The sequence below is a fragment of the Streptomyces sp. ID05-26A genome (assembly GCF_033794685.1).
Lineage (GTDB): Bacteria > Actinomycetota > Actinomycetes > Mycobacteriales > Pseudonocardiaceae > Lentzea.
Genome location: NZ_JARAYZ010000004.1, coordinates 236,016 through 251,659 on the forward strand (window position 1 = coordinate 236,016; position 15,644 = coordinate 251,659).

Annotated in this window: 16 protein-coding genes; 8 read left to right on the plus strand and 8 right to left on the minus strand. The window is 68.6% G+C overall.

The features are described 5' to 3' along the window. Position 1: 1 nt before the first annotated feature. On the plus strand, positions 2-1,825 hold the full coding sequence (asnB, locus tag PV646_RS32350; RefSeq protein WP_500346088.1) for an asparagine synthase (glutamine-hydrolyzing): 1,824 nt from the start codon (positions 2-4) through the stop codon (positions 1,823-1,825). Positions 1,826-1,872: 47 nt separating this feature from the next. After that, a complete protein-coding gene (locus tag PV646_RS32355; protein ID WP_500346089.1) occupies positions 1,873-3,123 on the plus strand; it encodes an MFS transporter in 1,251 nt (416 codons plus the stop codon). Positions 3,124-3,138: 15 nt separating this feature from the next. On the opposite strand, the gene PV646_RS32360 is transcribed toward PV646_RS32355, so the two are convergent. Next, a complete protein-coding gene (locus tag PV646_RS32360) occupies positions 3,139-3,984 on the minus strand; it encodes a glycosyltransferase (RefSeq protein WP_500346090.1) in 846 nt (281 codons plus the stop codon). Between the two features lie 108 nt (positions 3,985-4,092). Here PV646_RS32360 and PV646_RS32365 point away from each other — a divergent pair, with 108 nt between their 5' ends. The 3 genes from PV646_RS32365 to PV646_RS32375 are packed head-to-tail and all read left to right on the plus strand — an operon-like array spanning position 4,093 to position 7,747. After that, positions 4,093-5,118, plus strand: a complete 1,026-nt coding sequence (locus tag PV646_RS32365; protein WP_500346091.1) for a glycosyltransferase — start codon at positions 4,093-4,095, stop codon at positions 5,116-5,118. After that, positions 5,115-6,557: a lipopolysaccharide biosynthesis protein gene (locus PV646_RS32370; RefSeq protein WP_500346092.1), complete on the plus strand. Its 1,443-nt coding sequence runs from the start codon at positions 5,115-5,117 to the stop codon at positions 6,555-6,557. The genes PV646_RS32365 and PV646_RS32370 overlap by 4 nt, the downstream gene beginning before the upstream one ends. Continuing rightward, complete coding sequence (locus PV646_RS32375; protein ID WP_500346093.1) at positions 6,554-7,747, plus strand: rhamnosyltransferase WsaF family glycosyltransferase; 1,194 nt, start codon at positions 6,554-6,556, stop codon at positions 7,745-7,747. The genes PV646_RS32370 and PV646_RS32375 overlap by 4 nt, the downstream gene beginning before the upstream one ends. A 16-nt stretch (positions 7,748-7,763) precedes the next feature. Here PV646_RS32375 and PV646_RS32380 read toward each other — a convergent pair whose 3' ends face one another. Then, positions 7,764-8,729 carry a TolB-like translocation protein gene (locus PV646_RS32380; RefSeq protein ID WP_500346094.1) on the minus strand — a complete coding sequence of 322 codons (966 nt, stop codon included), beginning with the start codon at positions 8,727-8,729 and terminating at the stop codon, positions 7,764-7,766. Positions 8,730-8,866: 137 nt separating this feature from the next. On the opposite strand from PV646_RS32380, the gene PV646_RS32385 reads away from it, so the two are divergent. After that, positions 8,867-9,715, plus strand: coding sequence for a YveK family protein (locus tag PV646_RS32385; RefSeq protein ID WP_500346095.1), 849 nt, complete (start codon positions 8,867-8,869; stop codon positions 9,713-9,715). Beyond that, positions 9,694-11,022 (plus strand): O-antigen ligase family protein, encoded by a 1,329-nt coding sequence (locus PV646_RS32390; RefSeq protein ID WP_500346096.1) that lies wholly within the window; start codon positions 9,694-9,696, stop codon positions 11,020-11,022. Before PV646_RS32385 ends, PV646_RS32390 begins: the two co-directional genes overlap by 22 nt. Here PV646_RS32390 and PV646_RS32395 read toward each other — a convergent pair. Beyond that, the gene (locus PV646_RS32395) at positions 11,006-11,182 is read right to left on the minus strand and encodes a DUF397 domain-containing protein (RefSeq protein WP_500346097.1); all 177 of its coding nucleotides are present in this window, start codon (positions 11,180-11,182) and stop codon (positions 11,006-11,008) included. The genes PV646_RS32390 and PV646_RS32395 overlap by 17 nt on opposite strands. Continuing rightward, complete coding sequence (locus PV646_RS32400; protein ID WP_500346098.1) at positions 11,157-12,008, minus strand: helix-turn-helix domain-containing protein; 852 nt, start codon at positions 12,006-12,008, stop codon at positions 11,157-11,159. The genes PV646_RS32395 and PV646_RS32400 overlap by 26 nt, the downstream gene beginning before the upstream one ends. A 107-nt stretch (positions 12,009-12,115) precedes the next feature. Between PV646_RS32400 and PV646_RS32405 the strand changes: the two genes are divergently transcribed. Continuing rightward, positions 12,116-12,841: a maleylpyruvate isomerase family mycothiol-dependent enzyme gene (locus PV646_RS32405; RefSeq protein ID WP_500346099.1), complete on the plus strand. Its 726-nt coding sequence runs from the start codon at positions 12,116-12,118 to the stop codon at positions 12,839-12,841. Here PV646_RS32405 and PV646_RS32410 read toward each other — a convergent pair. The 4 genes from PV646_RS32410 to PV646_RS32425 form a co-directional block, all read right to left on the minus strand. Beyond that, positions 12,838-13,269, minus strand: a complete 432-nt coding sequence (locus PV646_RS32410; protein WP_500346100.1) for a hypothetical protein — start codon at positions 13,267-13,269, stop codon at positions 12,838-12,840. The genes PV646_RS32405 and PV646_RS32410 overlap by 4 nt on opposite strands. A gap of 90 nt (positions 13,270-13,359) precedes the next feature. After that, a complete protein-coding gene (locus PV646_RS32415) occupies positions 13,360-13,920 on the minus strand; it encodes an acyltransferase (RefSeq protein WP_500346101.1) in 561 nt (186 codons plus the stop codon). Then, positions 13,920-14,999, minus strand: a complete 1,080-nt coding sequence (locus PV646_RS32420; protein WP_500346102.1) for a DegT/DnrJ/EryC1/StrS family aminotransferase — start codon at positions 14,997-14,999, stop codon at positions 13,920-13,922. Before PV646_RS32420 ends, PV646_RS32415 begins: the two co-directional genes overlap by 1 nt. After that, positions 14,996-15,643, minus strand: a complete 648-nt coding sequence (locus PV646_RS32425) for an acetyltransferase (RefSeq protein WP_500346103.1) — start codon at positions 15,641-15,643, stop codon at positions 14,996-14,998. Before PV646_RS32425 ends, PV646_RS32420 begins: the two co-directional genes overlap by 4 nt. Position 15,644: the final 1 nt, after the last annotated feature.

The window sequence follows — 15,644 nt, forward strand, 5'->3', positions numbered from 1 at the left end:
CATGTGCGGCATCGCAGGAATCAGAAGGTTCGACGGTGCCCCCGTCTCGCGGGAGCTGCTCGCCGAGATGGCGAAGCGGCTGCACCACCGCGGCCCGGACGACAGCGGGTTCTGGACCGACGGCTCGATCGGCTTCGCGCACACCCGGCTGTCGATCATCGACCTCGCCGGGTCGCCGCAGCCGATGGCGGGCGCGTCCGGCACGACCACGATCGCGTTCAACGGCGAGATCCTGAACTACAAGCAGCTGCGCACCGACCTGGCATACCCGTTCCGCACGAACGGCGACACCGAGGTCCTGCTGGCGCTCTACGAACAGCACGGGCCGAAAGCGGTCGAGAAGCTGCGCGGCCAGTTCGCGTACGCCATCCACGACGAGCACACCGGCGAGACGCACCTGTTCCGCGACCGGCTCGGCATCCTGCCGCTCTACTACTACGTCGACGGCGACCAGTTCGCGTTCGCGTCCGAGATCAAGGCGCTGCTGCCGGCGATCGGCGCGGCCGAGGTCGACCAGGAGTCGCTGCACGACTACCTCGCGCACCGGTCCGTTCCCGCGCCGTACACGCTGGTCAGAGGCGTGCGGAAGGTGCCACAGGGCCACCACCTGGTCGTCACGGCCCAGGGTGGGGTCCGCACCGAGGCGTACTGGGAACTGCCGCGCGAGTCGGAGATCCGCCAGGTCACCCCCGAGGAGGCCGTGCGGCTCGTGGACGAGGCCCTCACGGCCTCTGTGCGCGACGCTCTGGTCGCGGACGTGCCGGTCGGCGCCTACCTGTCCGGCGGCGTGGACTCGTCGCTGATCACGGCTCTGGTGGCGCGGGAACGCGACGGCGCCGAGCTGCACACGTTCTCCGCCGGCTTCGGCGACCCGCGCGTGGACGAGATCCACCACGCCGAGAAGGTCGCGAAACTCGTCGGCAGCAGGCACCACAACGTGATCGTCACCGCCGACGACTTCCGCGACAGCTGGGCCAAGCTCTCCTGGCACCGCGACGCGCCGCTGTCCGAACCCGCCGACGTGGCCGTGTTCCGCCTCGCCGAACTGGCCCGCAGGGACGTGAAGGTCGTGCTGTCCGGCGAGGGCAGCGACGAACTGTTCGGCGGCTACCCCAAGTACCGCTTCGCCCAGGCCACCAGGCTCGCCGGGTTCGCCCCCTCCGCCGCGCTCAAGCGGCTGGAGAAGGCGCTGCCGGCGTCCAAGGCACGGCTGGGCGTCGCTCTGCGCGCCATCTCCGAGCCTTCCTACGCCGAACGCATGCGCGGCTGGTTCGCGCCGTTCACGGTGGCCGAACGGGCAGCGCTGCTCGGCGGTCCGGCGACGAGGTCCGTGCTGGCCCCGTACGAGAACGGCCGCGGGGACGCGCTGCGGCGCATGCTCTACGCCGACTCGCACACCTGGCTCGCCGACAACCTCCTCGAACGCGGCGACCGCATGTCGATGGCCGCGTCGCTGGAGCTGCGGCCGCCGTTCCTCGACCACCGCGTCGCCGAGCTGGCGTTCTCGCTGCCCAGCAACGTGAAGGTGCGCGGCGGCACGACCAAGTGGGTCGTGAAGGAGGTCGCGCGCCAGCACCTGCCGGCCGACATCGTCGACCGGCCGAAGTCCGGCTTCAAGGTGCCGCTCGACGCCTGGTTCCGCGACGGACTGCGGGACATGGCGTACGACCTGCTGACCGGGCCCACGTCGTTCGTGGGCAAGACCTTCGACCGGGCCGCGGTGCGCTCGTTGCTCGACGACCACGATTCCGGTGACCGCAACGAGCAGCCGCGCATCTGGACGCTGCTCTCGCTCGAAGTGTGGCACCAAACGCTCAGCTGGTAGGACGGTCCATGAACAGGGATTTCATCGCCGGGGCAGGTGGGTGACCGATGTACGTCGCCTCTTCGCGCCCGTCCAAGACCGACTTCCGCAAACGGTTGCCGGGCACCGTGTTCGCGCTCGGCACGGTCAGCCTGCTGACCGACGTCTCCGCCGAGATGATCACCGCGTTCCTGCCGGTGTACCTGCTGTTCACGCTGAACCTGGGCTACGCGCAGTTCGGCCTGCTCGACGGCATCTACACCGGTGCCACGGCAGTGCTGCGGCTGGTCGGGGGCGGCGTGTCGGACAAGTTCCGCAAGCCCAAGGCCGTCGCGGCCGCCGGCTACGGGCTCTCCGCCGCCACCAAGATCTTCTTCCCGCTGGTCGGCGCGTCCCCGTTCGGCATCGGCGCGCTGATGGCGGCGGACCGGGCGGGCAAGGGCATCCGGACCGCTCCTCGTGACGCGATGATCTCCCTGGCCACGCCGGAAGACCGTCTCGGCGCGGCGTTCGGCGTGCACCGCAGCATGGACACGGTCGGCGCGCTGCTGGGCCCGCTCATCACGTTCGTGCTGCTCGTCCAGATCGGGACGGTGCCGGGGCCGATCTTCGCGGTGTCGGCGGCGTTCGCGATCATCGGGTTGATCGTGCTCGTCGGATTCGTGCGGGAGCCGAAGACCGGCGAGAAGCCGAAGGGGCCGCGGCCGTCGTTCCGGGCCGGGCTGAACCTGCTCACGGACAAGCACTTCCGCCGGACCACCCTCTCGGCGGGCATGCTGGGCCTCGCGACCGTGTCGGACGCGTTCGTCTACGTGCTGGTGCAGAAGGCCACGAACATCTCGCCCGGCTACCTGCCGCTGCTGCCGCTGGGCACGGCGATCGTGTTCCTCGCCGCCGCCGCTCCGCTGGGCAAGCTGTCGGACAAGGTCGGCCGCTGGCGGATGTTCCTCACCGGCCACGGGTTGTTGCTGGGCGTGTACGCGCTGCTGTTCATCCCCGAGGGCGGGATGGGGGTCGCGATCGCGGCGCTGCTGCTGCACGGCCTGTTCTACGCGGCCACGGACGGCGTGCTGTCGGCCAAGGTGAGCGAGACGGCGCCGGAGTCGTTGCGCGCATCGGGGCTTTCCGTGGTGCAGACCGGCCAGGCGCTGGGGCGTCTTGTTTCGTCCGTCGCGTTCGGACTGCTGCTGCAGTTCTCGAGCTTCGGCACGAGCGTCACGGTGGCGCTCGCAGCACTCACCGTGACGCTCATCATCGCTGCGCACCTGGGAGGCTCGGAAAGGCAGCGCCTGTCTCTCTCACGAGAAAAGCGCTCGTGAGAGAGACAGGCGGGATCAACCGCGAGACGCCAGCTTCTGCTTGATCTTCTCAAAGCCGCCCTTGCCGAGGACCTTCATGGCCGCGTTCTTCGCGGCCACCCGGCCCGAGTCGCGCAGGAACCGGACCGGCTGGTCCACGAGCCGGTCCTGGGCGACCGCGAGGGACCTGGGTGCCGCCACGTCGTCCAGCGAGTCGCCGAACGACCCCTTGTAGGCCTCGGGCGACACGAGACGGCCGCGTGTGCGGTTCGACACGTTCCCGCCGTGCACGACCTGCAGCCAGCCGGGCGCGCCGCCCAGCTCCACGACGGGGAAGTGCAGGTGCATGTGGTTGTGCCAGTGCGCCCAGCACGTCACCGGCTCGTCCCAGCTCTCGCGGACCGAGACGAACGCGTTGTGCCGGTCGACCCGGTGGTACAGCCCGCCCGGAGACTTGATCAGGCCGTTGACCAGGTAGTACGCCGCCGTGGTGGTGGGGCGGGGAGCCGCGCAGAGGCGTTCCACGAAGTCGACCGCGAGGCCGTCGTCGTTGTCCAGGTTCGTGGTGATGAGCTCGGAACCGGTCTCGGTGAAAAGCGACCGGATGTCCGATCGGAGTTCTTCCCGCGAGACTTCCGGACGGTAAACGGGCGTGTAAGCGTCACCGTGTGAGGCGATTTTGTCCTTGAGCCATTGCGGTGATTCGGGGTCGAAATAGATGAGCCAACGCGTCCGTTTGTCCGTTTGGGCCACGACCGATGGCAGGCAGTAGCGCTCGAACAGCGCAACGCGCTCGGTCAGCCATCCTTCCTTTGCCCGGACGTAACTCTCGGCACCCTTCGAAGGCAGGTTGAAGCGCGTCAGGATGACGTGGTCGGCCATGACTCCCCTTACTCCGGTCATCGCGTACATCGCCGGATGGGACCAAAACGTTGCGGCTAACGAATGCTCACCGAGACCGATAGTGAGGATGTGCCAACGCTTCCCACAGTGGACGTCGTGATCCCCTGTTACAACTACGCCCACTTCCTACCCGCCTGCGTCCGCAGCGTCCTCGAGCAGCCGGGCGTGGACGTGCGGGTGCTTGTGATCGACGACACGTCCTCGGACAACACCCCCGAGGTGATGGCCGAACTGATGGCCGCGGACAAGCGCGTCGAGGGCTACCGGCACGAGGTGAACAAAGGGCACATCGCCACCTACAACGAGGGCCTGCTGGACTGGGCGACCGCCGACTACACGGTGCTGCTGTCCGCGGACGACCTGCTGGCGCCGGGAGCGTTGCACCGCGCGGCCGAGGTCTTCGAGCAGAACCCCGAAGTGGGCATGGTCTACGGGCGCGTCGTGTACTACAGCGACCACGACGCGCTGCCGAAGGTCACCCAGCTGCCGACGAGCTCGAAGGTCTGGCGCGGCGAGGAGTGGATCGAGAACCGCTTCCGCAGCAGCCGCAACGTGATCTCCTCGCCCGAGGTCGTGGTGCGCACGAAGGTCCAGCAGAAGGTCGGCGGCTACCGCTCGGACCTCCCCCACGCGGGTGACCTGGAGATGTGGCTGCGCATCGCCGCGGTGTCCGACATCGGGTACGTCAGCGGCAAGCCCGGCGCGTACTACCGGGTGCACGAGAACTCGATGATGCGCACGACGTTCAAGTCGGTGTTCGCCGACCTGGAGCAACGGCGTGACGTGTTCGACCTCGTCCTGGAGCAGAACCCCGGCCTGCCCGCGCGGCTGAAGACGCTGGCGCACAAGGCGATCGCGGCGGACGCGCTGTGGCGGGCCGTGCGGCTGCACGACCGCGACCAGCTCGACGGCACCGAGAAGGAACTGCTCGACTTCGCCCGCGAGACCTATTCGAACATCGAAGAGCTACCGGAGCATCGCGCTCTGTTGCGACGCCAGAAGTTCAGCCCGTCTTTCCTGAGTCGCACGCAACTTTTCCTTGCGCCGCACGCCTACAAGAGGGCGAAGTTGTGGATCGGCACGCAACGGTGGAAGTGGCGGGGCGAATGGTGACGCAGGAGACGGACCAGCTCGAAGGCAAGGTGTCTTCGGCGATCCGCTGGAGCGCCGTCAACTCGCTGTTGCAACGTCTCGCCGCGGTCGGCATCAGCATCCTGCTCGCGCGCCTCATCGCGCCCGAGCAGTTCGGTGTGTTCGCGGTCGCCCTGGTCGTGCTCAACATCGTCCTGAGCGTCTCCGAACTCGGCGTCAGCGCCGCCCTGGTCCGCCACAACGGCCCGATCGACGAGATGGCACCGACCGTCACGACGCTGTCCCTCGCGTCGGGCGGTCTGCTGGCGTTGATCTGCGTGCTCGGCGCGCCGTGGTTCTCGAACGCCATGGACGCCCCGGAAGCGGCCGGCATCATCCAGCTCATGTCGGTCGCCCTCGTCATCGCCGGCGCGACGGCGGTGCCGGGCGCGATGATGCAGCGCAACTTCCGGCAGGACCACAAGTTCTACGCCGACACGGCCGCCTTCGTCATGGGGACGGCCGTCGCCGTCGTGCTGGCGTTCATGGGCTTCGGCGCGTGGAGCCTCGCGTGGCAGCGGATCGCGCAGAACCTCTCGGCCGCGGTCATCATGTTCTGGCTCACCAAGGACAGGTTCCGGCCCGGCTGGAACTCCGTGCAGGCCAAGGAACTTCTCGCGTTCGGCCTGCCGCTCGCCGGGTCGAGCCTGCTGATCCTGGGCGTGATGAACGTCGACTACATCGTCGTCGGCGCGATGCTCGGCACCGTCCCGCTCGGCTTCTACCTGCTGGCGTTCAACCTCGCGAGCTGGCCGGTGGCGGCGTTCAGCGCCCCGGTCAGAAGCGTGTCGCTGGCCGCGTTCTCGAAGGTCCGCGAAGATCCCGAGCTGTTCCAGAGGTCGTTCGGACGTGCACTGGGGCTCTTGGCGCTTGTCACCGTGCCCGCGTGCGTGCTGCTGGCCGCGCTGGCCGAACCGTTGATCCGCGTCGTCTACGGCGAACGCTGGGCCCCTGCCGCCACCGCGCTGGCGTTGCTGGTGCTCCTCGGCGCGGTCAGGGTCGCCCTCGAACTCGGCTACGACTTCCTCGCGTCGGCGGGGCGGTCGCGAGCGATCCTCGTGATCCACCTCGTGTGGCTCGGCGCGCTGGTGCCGTTGCTGGCGCTCGGCGCGCACCTCGACGGCATCCGCGGCGTCGCGGCGGCCCACGTGATCGTCGCGGTGCTGATCATCACGCCGGCGTACCTGATCACGTTCAAGCCCTACGGCATCCGCGCCGGGGCACTCGGCGCGCGCCTGCTCCGGCCGTTCCTCGGCGGGGTGCTGATGGTCGCGGTGGTGCTCGGGGTCAGGAACGCGATCGACAGCGAGGTGCTCCAGATCCTCGTCGGCGGCGCGCTGTCCTGTCTCGCCTACGCGCTCGTGGTGTTTCCGATGCGACACGAAATCATTGCGGTGCTGAAGAAGAGGGCCAACGCGTGAGACGACTGAGGCAGGTCACGAAGATCGTCCGCGAGCAGGGCGCCAAGAAGCTCGGCGTCCGGCTGCTGACGGCCGCGACCCGCAGGCTCGGCGCCGAGGGCGAGGACCTGCCGGTGCGCCTCGAGGACGTCCGCAAGGCCGACGTCGAGGCGCGCAAGCCCGTGGTGATCCCGCCGATCCCCCAGGACGGCAGGCTCACGATCAACTGGGTCACCACTCCCCCGTCCAAGGGCTCCGGCGGCCACACCACCATGTTCCGGCTCATCCGGCACCTGGAGTCGATCGGCCACGACTGCCGGCTCTACCTGTACGACACGTTCGGCAACACGGTCGCCGACCTCGAACCCGGTATCAGGGAAGCGTTCCCGTTCTTCAAGGGCACGATCCACGACGTGACCGATGGCATGGCGGACGCCCACGCGGTGTTCGCCACGGCGTGGATCACGGCGTACCCGGCGTTCAACGACCCGTGTGCGGGCAAGAGGTTCTACCTCGTGCAGGACTACGAGCCGTGGTTCTACCCGTCCGGCGGCCTGTACGCGCTGGCGGAGAACACGTACCGGATGGGCATGCACGGCTTCACGGCCGGAAGGTTCCTCGCCGACAAGGTCCGCGACGAGCACGGCATGCCGGCCGACTACTTCGACTTCGGCTGCGACGCGGACAGGTACAAGCTCGGTGACGAGAAGCGCGACGGCATCGTCTTCTACGCCCGGCGCAAGGCACCGCGCAGGGCGTTCGAGCTCGGTGTGCTCGCGCTGGAGGTCTTCGCCGAGAAGCACCCCGACCTCAAGATCCACGTGTACGGCGAGAAGATCGGCGACCTCGGGCCGCAGTTCGTCGACCACGGCCTGGTCACGCCGGACGACCTGAACGCCATCTACAACCGCTGCTTCGCCGGGTTGTCGCTGTCGATGACCAACGTTTCCCTCGTGCCGCACGAAATGCTCGCGGCCGGATGTGTCCCCGTGGTGAACGACGCGCACTTCAACCGCGTAGTCCTGGACAACGACCACGTCCGGTACGCGACGCCCACCCCGCACTCACTGGCGCGTGCGTTGTCCGAAGTGGTCACATCGCCGGACTTCGACGCGGTCGCCCGTGCGGCCGCGTCCAGTGTGGAGGGACGTTCCTGGGATGCGGCAGGCCATGAGCTCGAGAAGGTGCTCCGCCGCGAACTCGCCACATGACTCGCGAGGACGTTCTTCACATCACTGGCGACGGCGACGTGGCATCGGCGATCAGCACCCGCGCGTCCGCGGACCCGTCGGCGGGCACCACGTGAACGGCCGGGAGCTTGGCGTCCTTGGGCACCGCGGCGAACGCGAGTTCGTCAGCCGTGAGCCACGTCGCCTGGTCGTCGATGCCGGCCGTGGCGGGCAGCCGCTTCTCCGTGTTCGTCGCGAGGTCGAGCACCGCGAGGTCCCACGGTCCGAGGCGGCCGATGCGCTTCTTGTACGCGACCTTCGTGCCGTCCGGCGACAGCGACGGGCATTCCGCGTCACGGCGCAAGGTCGTCACGGACTTCGTCACGAGATCGCCCTTCACCAGCCAGGTGAAACCGCCGCTGGCGAGCGTCGCGTAAAAGGTCCTGTCGTCGGAAGCCACGGTCAGGCCCCAGTAGTTGACGTCACTGGCCGTGTGCGGGACACCCTCCACAGTGGCGGCGAAGTGTTCGAGCGACTCGGCCGTCTCCCCCGTGCGCAGGTCGTAGAAACCGGTGCGGGTGGAGAAACCACCGGGCACCGAGTACGAGTCGCCGGTGACGAAACTGGTCCACGACACCACGTTCCCGGACTGCGAAACCTTCGCACGGCTCGGGATGCCCGGCAGCGGAACGCTCTTGACGGGCTTGCCGCCGCGGCTCACCTCGGCCGAGTAGGTCGGGCCGGGACCGGAGAGCTTGAGGCACACGCTGGTGCCACCGGCGGCGTAAAACCGCTGGCAGACGAGTTCCAACGGGGTGCGTGCGCCTCCGTCGGCGAGCTTCTCGACCCGGTTCTGACCACCCGCGAGATCGACGAACAGAAGATCGCCGGTCTTGGCCTGCGACACCTTCTCGGCGCCCGCCGGCTGTTTCGCGTCAGTGGCCGCCGTGACGACGTAAGCCGTTGTTCCACCGATGACCACGAGAATGGCCGCGATGGTCACGGTCAGTCGTCCTGCACGCATGCTGCCTCCTGGATTCCCTTCCTTCATCGCTCGTCAGCTACGGCCTGTAACAGTTGGCAGCTCACCCCGATTTTCAAAGCAGGCGATACCCTACGAACATTGCGTTCGCAAGACCGAGCCGCGGATCGGGGATTTTGATGGACTTCTGGGGAACCGTACGAGTGCTGCGGCGGCGGTGGTACATCGCCCTGCCCGCAGTGCTGCTCACGGGCATCCTCGCGTTGTACGTCTACGCCACGGTGCCCACGCGGTACGAGTCGAGTGGCGTGCTCGTCCTCACCTCCCCCGCGGCCGGCGGCCGGTACACGGCGAACACCAAGCCCGAGGACGTCGTCAGGGTCAACCCGCTGCTGCAGTTCGACGGCAGCCTCACGACGACCGCGCAGATCCTCACCCAGATCCTCGGCGACCCGAAGACCGCCGAAGAACTGGCGGGCAAGGGCTCGACGTCCGTCTACACCGCGAACACCGGCCCTGTCGGCGGCCCGCTGCTCTTCATCACGACGGAGTCCGACTCGGCCGAGTCCGCCGAGGGCCTCGTCGGCAAGGTGCTCGAGAAGACCGTCGCGGAGCTCGCGGCGCAGCAGAAGGCGTTGAGCGCGCCCGAACAGACGTTCATCACCGCGCAGGTCCTGGTGAAGCCGACGACGGCATCGGCCAAGATCGGCGGCAAGGTCCGGTACGTCGGCGCGGCCACGGTCGTGTTGCTGCTGCTGACGCTCGCCTCGACGTTCGCCGCCGACTCGATCCTGCTGAAGGCCAAGCGCCGCAAGGACGGCAAGGACCCCAAGGACCCCAAGGACCCGGCACCGTCCGAGAAGGACACAACGCCGGCTCCCCTGCCCCCGGTCCGGCCGAACCCGCAGACCAACGGCAACGGCACTCCCCCGCGTCCGGTGCCCCAGGGCGTGCCGAACGCGCACCAGAAGACCGTCATCATCGCCGCTCCCAAACCTGACCCGGCATGGCCGACGAAAGACGACTGACCGCCCAGCGAGCCGACGGCGCCACCCTCCTCATCTTCTACATGGTGGCGCTGCTCGTCGTCCCCGCCCGGTTCACGATCGCGTTCGTCCCGATCACGCTGCCACCGGCGTTGTTCATGGCGATGTGCCTCATGATCGTGTGGTTCGCCGCGCACCTCGTCGACCACCTCGGCATCGCCAAGGGCCGCAACGCCGTCCGCACGATCCTCGCGATCTACGTGATCCTGCACCTGATGACGTACGCGCTGGCGACCCGGCGCTACCTGCCGATCGACGAGCTGTCGGTGTCGGACTCGGCGCTGATCAGGATCGTGTCGATGGCGGCGCTCGCGGTGTTCATCGCCGACGGCGTCCGCACCGGTGACCGGCTCAGCCGAGCACTGCGGGTGATGGTGGCCTGCCTGACGGTCAGCGCGTTCGTCGGCCTGTTCCAGTTCGGCCTGGGCCTCGACCTCGCCTCGTACATCACGCTGCCGGGCCTGCGCGTGCAGGACAACGGCTACTCGGCGCTGGAGTCGCGTTCGATCTTCTTCCGCCCGGCCGGCACGGTGAACCACCCGATCGAGTTCGGTCTGGTGTGCGTGCTGGGCGTGCCGTTCGCCGCGCACTTCGTGTTCCAGGCGAAGGACCGCGGCGAACCCGTCGGCCGCTGGTGGACCGCCCTGTCGCTGCTGGCGCTGATGGCGATCCTGTCGCTCTCGCGCACGGCGATCATCGGCCTGGTGGTGACGGGCATCGTGATGGCGATCCTGCTCCCCCGCGACCGGGGCCTGCCGCTGCTCGGCATCGGCGCGGTGTTCCTGGGCGGCGCCTCCGTCGTCGTGCCGGGCCTGTTCGGCACGGTCACGTCGATGTTCTCGAACATCGAGGACGACCCGTCGTTCCAGGGCCGCACCAAGGACTACGACGGCGCATGGCTGGAGATCGCCAAACACCCCTGGCTGGGCCGGGGGTTCGGCACGTTCCTGCCCTCGAAGTACACGATCCTCGACAACCAGTACCTGCTGACGATGATCGAGAACGGCTACCTGGGCCTGATCGCGTTCGTCCTGCTGTTCGTCGGCGCCATCTTCGCGGCACTGAGGGCTCGCGCGCTGTCCCGCGACGAGGGCGTTCGCGGCATCGCCATGTGCCTGGTGGCGGCGATGCTGACGTCCGCGCTGGGTGCCGCGACCTTCGACGAGCTCGCGTTCAGCGTCGCGACCGGCATGACTTTCATGCTGATCGGGGTGTCCGGGGCGTTGCTGCGGATAGCCAGACAGGAGGCCGCCTTGCGCAAGGCGGCCGAGGTCAGTCCAGCCAGCTGAGCAGGCTGCGCCAGGCAGGGGCGGAGAACGCGAGGACGTCGCCGCTCGCGTTCTTCGAGTCCCGCACCAACGCGTCCTGGGTCAGGGACACCTCGACGCAGCTGCTGTCGCCGGTACCACCGCTGTAGCTGCTCTTACGCCAGGTCCGTTCGGTGGCCATGAGGGTCCTCTCGCAGTCCGCTGACGTACGCCGCCAGCATGCTTCGAGATTGTTCCTCATCCAGCGCGACCGCATCCAACTGCTCGAAGAGCTTCTTGCTCGACGTGATGGCCGAGGGTTCCTGCGCGAAAACCTTGGCCAGATCGCTTTCCGTGTAGGCCAACGGTGATGCCTTGCCGAACTCGAACATCATGCGCATCGACTTGAGCGCGAGACCGAGGGCGTTCGCTGGGACGATCCGCACGATGTGCGCGTTGAAGAGAAGGCGCAGGTACTGGTCCTCCATGACCTTGGCATCGCCGATCCGCATCCGCAGTGCCAGTTCGTGCACGTAGAACACGCACTCGGGACGGTACGGGCGCCGCCAGATGGCTTGCCGCTCCATCCTCAGCTCGACGAACCGCTTGATGTCCTCCGCCGACTCGCACCCGGTCTCCACGAAGAGGGCATGGGCGTAGGCCTCGGTCTGCAGGAGGCCGGGAATCGTCAGGATCTCGTAGACGAAGATCTTCGTTGCCATCGCCTCGACCATCGCGAGCGTGCGCAGGTTCTCCGGCACTTGGGCGAAGTACAGGTCGAACGCGTGGCGGTACCGGCTGGTGAAGTCCAGCAGGAAGTCGAGGTCCTTGCCGCACGTCGCGAAGTACTGGGCGAGGTCGACCTCGGTCGCGCGGGCCTTGCCGGTCTCGATGTTCGAGACCTTGCTCGGATCCCACCCCAACTGGTGGGCCATCGCGCGGCCGCCGAAGCTGGTGCAGTTCTCGCGCAGTCTGCGCAGCTCATCGCCTAGATCGCGGCTGTACGCGGTGGATGTGATGACGGTCATGCTCTTGGACCGTATGCGTTGAAGCGGCTCCAATGAACGGCTCGTTCGGGTGAAAACGGCCGGGAAAATCGCTCGCCGCCCACGTGCCCCGGTGGTAGACAGCGCGCGTGCACAACCCCATCGCCTTCCCGGACCTGCTCCGTCTGATCGACGAGCGGACCGCCGCCTTCATCGCCTCCGTGGGCGACCTCGACGCACCGGTGCCGACCTGCCCGGGCTGGACGGTGTTCGACCTCGTGCAGCACCTCGGCGACGGCCGCCGCAAGTGGGCGGGCATCGTGACCGACGGCCCGACGGAGAGGACTCCGGAGGAGGCTCCCCGCGAGGGCTGGCAGGAGTGGATGGCGGAGTCGAGCCGCCTGCTCGTGACGGCCCTGGAGAAGGCCGGGCCCGACCGCGACTGCTGGGGCTGGTGGGGCGACTCGCAGTCGCCGCTGACCGTCGCGACCGCGGCCCGCCGCCAGCTGCACGAGATCGCCGTCCACACCTACGACGCCCAGGTCGCGGCCGGTGCCCCGCGACCGCTGCCGGCGGAGATCGTGGTCGACGCCGTGGACGAGTTCCTGATGACCTGCTTCTCGACGTCGAGCCCGTGGCCGTACGAACCCGCTGTCGTCGACTACTACGTGACCGAGGGCGCTTCGTGGCGCCTCACGCTCGACGCGAACGGCGGGCGGATCGGTGAGCCCGGCGACGGCACGCCCCACGCCACGGCCAAGGCAGCGGCCCACGACCTGCTGATGGTCGTGTACGGGCGGGGCTCGCTGGAGTCGCTGGAGATCGACGGTGATCTGCGGCTGTTCGATCAGCTGGAGGCCTGGGAGCCCGCCTAGTAGTGCAGTTCGAAGTCGCGGTGGTCGTCGGGGTCGACCATCGCGACGAGCTTGTTCCTGGGCTTCAGAGCCGGGTCGTACGTGGTGTCGTGCTCGATCACGAACTCGGGCACGTCCGGGCCCTTGATCAGGAGCCGGACGCGGACCGTGGAGTCCTCGCTGATCGGCTCCACGGACAGGACCACGGCGGTCGCGGGCAGGCCCACCTCGTCCAGGCGCAGCAGCCGCCGCTTGGCACGCGCGATACCGCGCCACACGGCGATTCCCAGCGGCAGCAGCACCACGGTGAGCACGATGCCGACGGTGCCGCCGTCGTTGGCCGCGTAGACGATCGGTCCGGCCACCATCAACGCCACGGCGAAGAGGTGCAGGATCACGTTGTTGTGCCGGTTGGCACCGCGTACTTCGACGAACCCGTCCCCCGCCATTCCGACAACCTAACCAGGTCGTGGGGTGCCACGGGTCGGGTTCATGCGAAAGGCCGCCGAAGCTGTGCTTCGACGGCCTTGAACGCGATGTCAGACGGCTTTCAGGCCGTCCGGGGTCTCCTCGTGCCGGATCCCGCACTCGGGACACGACAGATCATCTGAGAGCCGCGCACCGCAGGCGCAGACCCAGCCCTTCACCACAGCCGGGTTGCCCGCCACGAAAGCGTGCGCGGGCACCGACTTCGTCACGACCGCACCGGCGGCGGCGAACGCGTGCTCGCCGATCACCGTGCCGCACACCACGACCGCACCGGCGCCCAGCGTCGCGCCACGACGCACAAGCGTGGTCTCCAGCGCATCGCCGGTCTTCTTGACGTGCGAGCGCGGCCGCAGGTCGTTGGTGAACAACACGTTCGGCCCAAGAAACACGTCGTCCTCACACGTGACTCCGTCGAAGACGAGGGTCCCGTTCTTGACCGTCACGTTGTTGCCCAGCACCGCGCGCGACTCGACGAACGCGCCGTCGCAGATGTTGCAGTCACGGCCGATGCGCGCGCCTGGCAGTACGTGCGCGAACGCCCACACGCGCGTGCCGTCGCCGACGTCGTCCGACTCGCACAGGCCGTGCGGGTGAACCCGGACGCCCGTCATCAGAGCGCTGCCTTCAGCGCCTGGACGACGCGGGCCTGCTGCGCCTCGGTGATCTCCGGGAACAGCGGCAGAGACAGGATCTCCGCGGCCGAGGTCTCCGCCACCGGGAACGAGCCGTCGAGGTGAGCGAACGCACCGGTCTTGTGCAGCGGCGTCGGGTAGTGGATGCCCGCGCCGATGCCGGCCTCGTGCAACGACTTCAGCACGCGGTCGCGCTCGGCCACGCGCACGACGTAGAGGTGCCACACGGGCAGGTTGCCGTCGAGGACCACCGGGGTGCGGACACCGGGAACGTCGGCCAGCATCTCTGTGTAGCGGGACGCCGCGGCACGACGGGCCTGGTTCCAGCCTTCCAACCGGCGCAGCTTCGCGGACAGCACCACGGCCTGCAGCGTGTCGAGGCGGCTGTTGAAGCCGAGCACCGGGTGCTCGTACTTGCGCGGTGAACCGTGCTCGCGCAGCAACTTCACCGACTCGGCGATGGCGTCCGACGTCGTCAGCACCGCGCCGCCGTCGCCGTACGCGCCGAGGTTCTTGCCGGGGTAGAACGAGGTCGCGGCGGCGACACCGAGGCCACCGATGGCGACGCCGTTGCGGCGGGCGCCCTGGGCCTGGGCGGCGTCCTCGACGACCGGCACGCCCAGCGGCAGCAGTTCGACGGGTGCGGCCTGGCCGTACAGGTGAACCGGCACGATGGCCTTGGTGCGCGAAGTGACCACAGAGGACACCTGCGACGTGTCGATCAGCAGCGTGTCGTCCACGCAGTCCACGAGCACAGGCGTCGCGCCGGCACGGGCGACGGCCTCGGCCGTGGCGATGAAGGTGTTGGCGGGCAGCACGACCTCGTCGCCGTGGCCGACGCCCAACGCGCGCAACGCCAGTTCGATGGCGTCGGTGCCGTTGGCGACACCGATGGCGTGCGGAACTTCCTGGTAGGCAGCGAATTCCGACTCGAACCGGGCGACCTGGGGGCCGCCGATGAAGGCCGTCGTCTTGAGCACCTCGGCCCAGCCGTCGGCCACCTCGTCGGCCACCTGCTCGTGCTGGGCACGCAGGTCCACCAGCGGAATCTCGATCACGCGCTCTCCCCACGCAACGGGCGGGCCGGCACGCCGGCCCACGTCTCTCCTGCCGGAACGTCCCGCAGGACAACGGCTCCCATGCCGATCACGGCACCGGCGCCGATCTTCAACCCCTCGCGCACCAGGGCTCCCTGTCCCAGGTACGCGGCCTCCCCGACGTGCACCGACCCCGCGAGCGAGGCGCGGCCGGCGAACGTGACGCCGTCCGACACCTCGTCGTCGTGGGTGATCAGCACGTGGGGCATGGCCACCACGTGCTTGCCGATCGACAGCGGGGTCGTGATGACGACACCCGCCAGCAGAATCGTGCCGGCGCCCAGAGAAGCGCCGGAGGTGACGGCCGCCGGGTGCACGACGGTCGCCCATCGCTCGTCCGGCAGGTCGAGCCTCCTGGCCACGTTCAGCCGGACCAGCGACCGCCGCGCGCTCGCGATGCAGAGCACGACGGCCGCGTCCGGGTGATCGGCCAGGGTGTCGAGCCCGCCCAGCACGGGCACCCCGTCGATCAGGGTGCCGTGCAGGGCGGTGGAGTCGTCGAGAGCCCCGACGGGGTTCCACGTCTCCGGGAGGAGGCGGACCGCCGCGAGAGTCTCGCGGGTCAGTCCACCTGCCCCGATGAACAGCAGTGGCCTCGCGGTCACC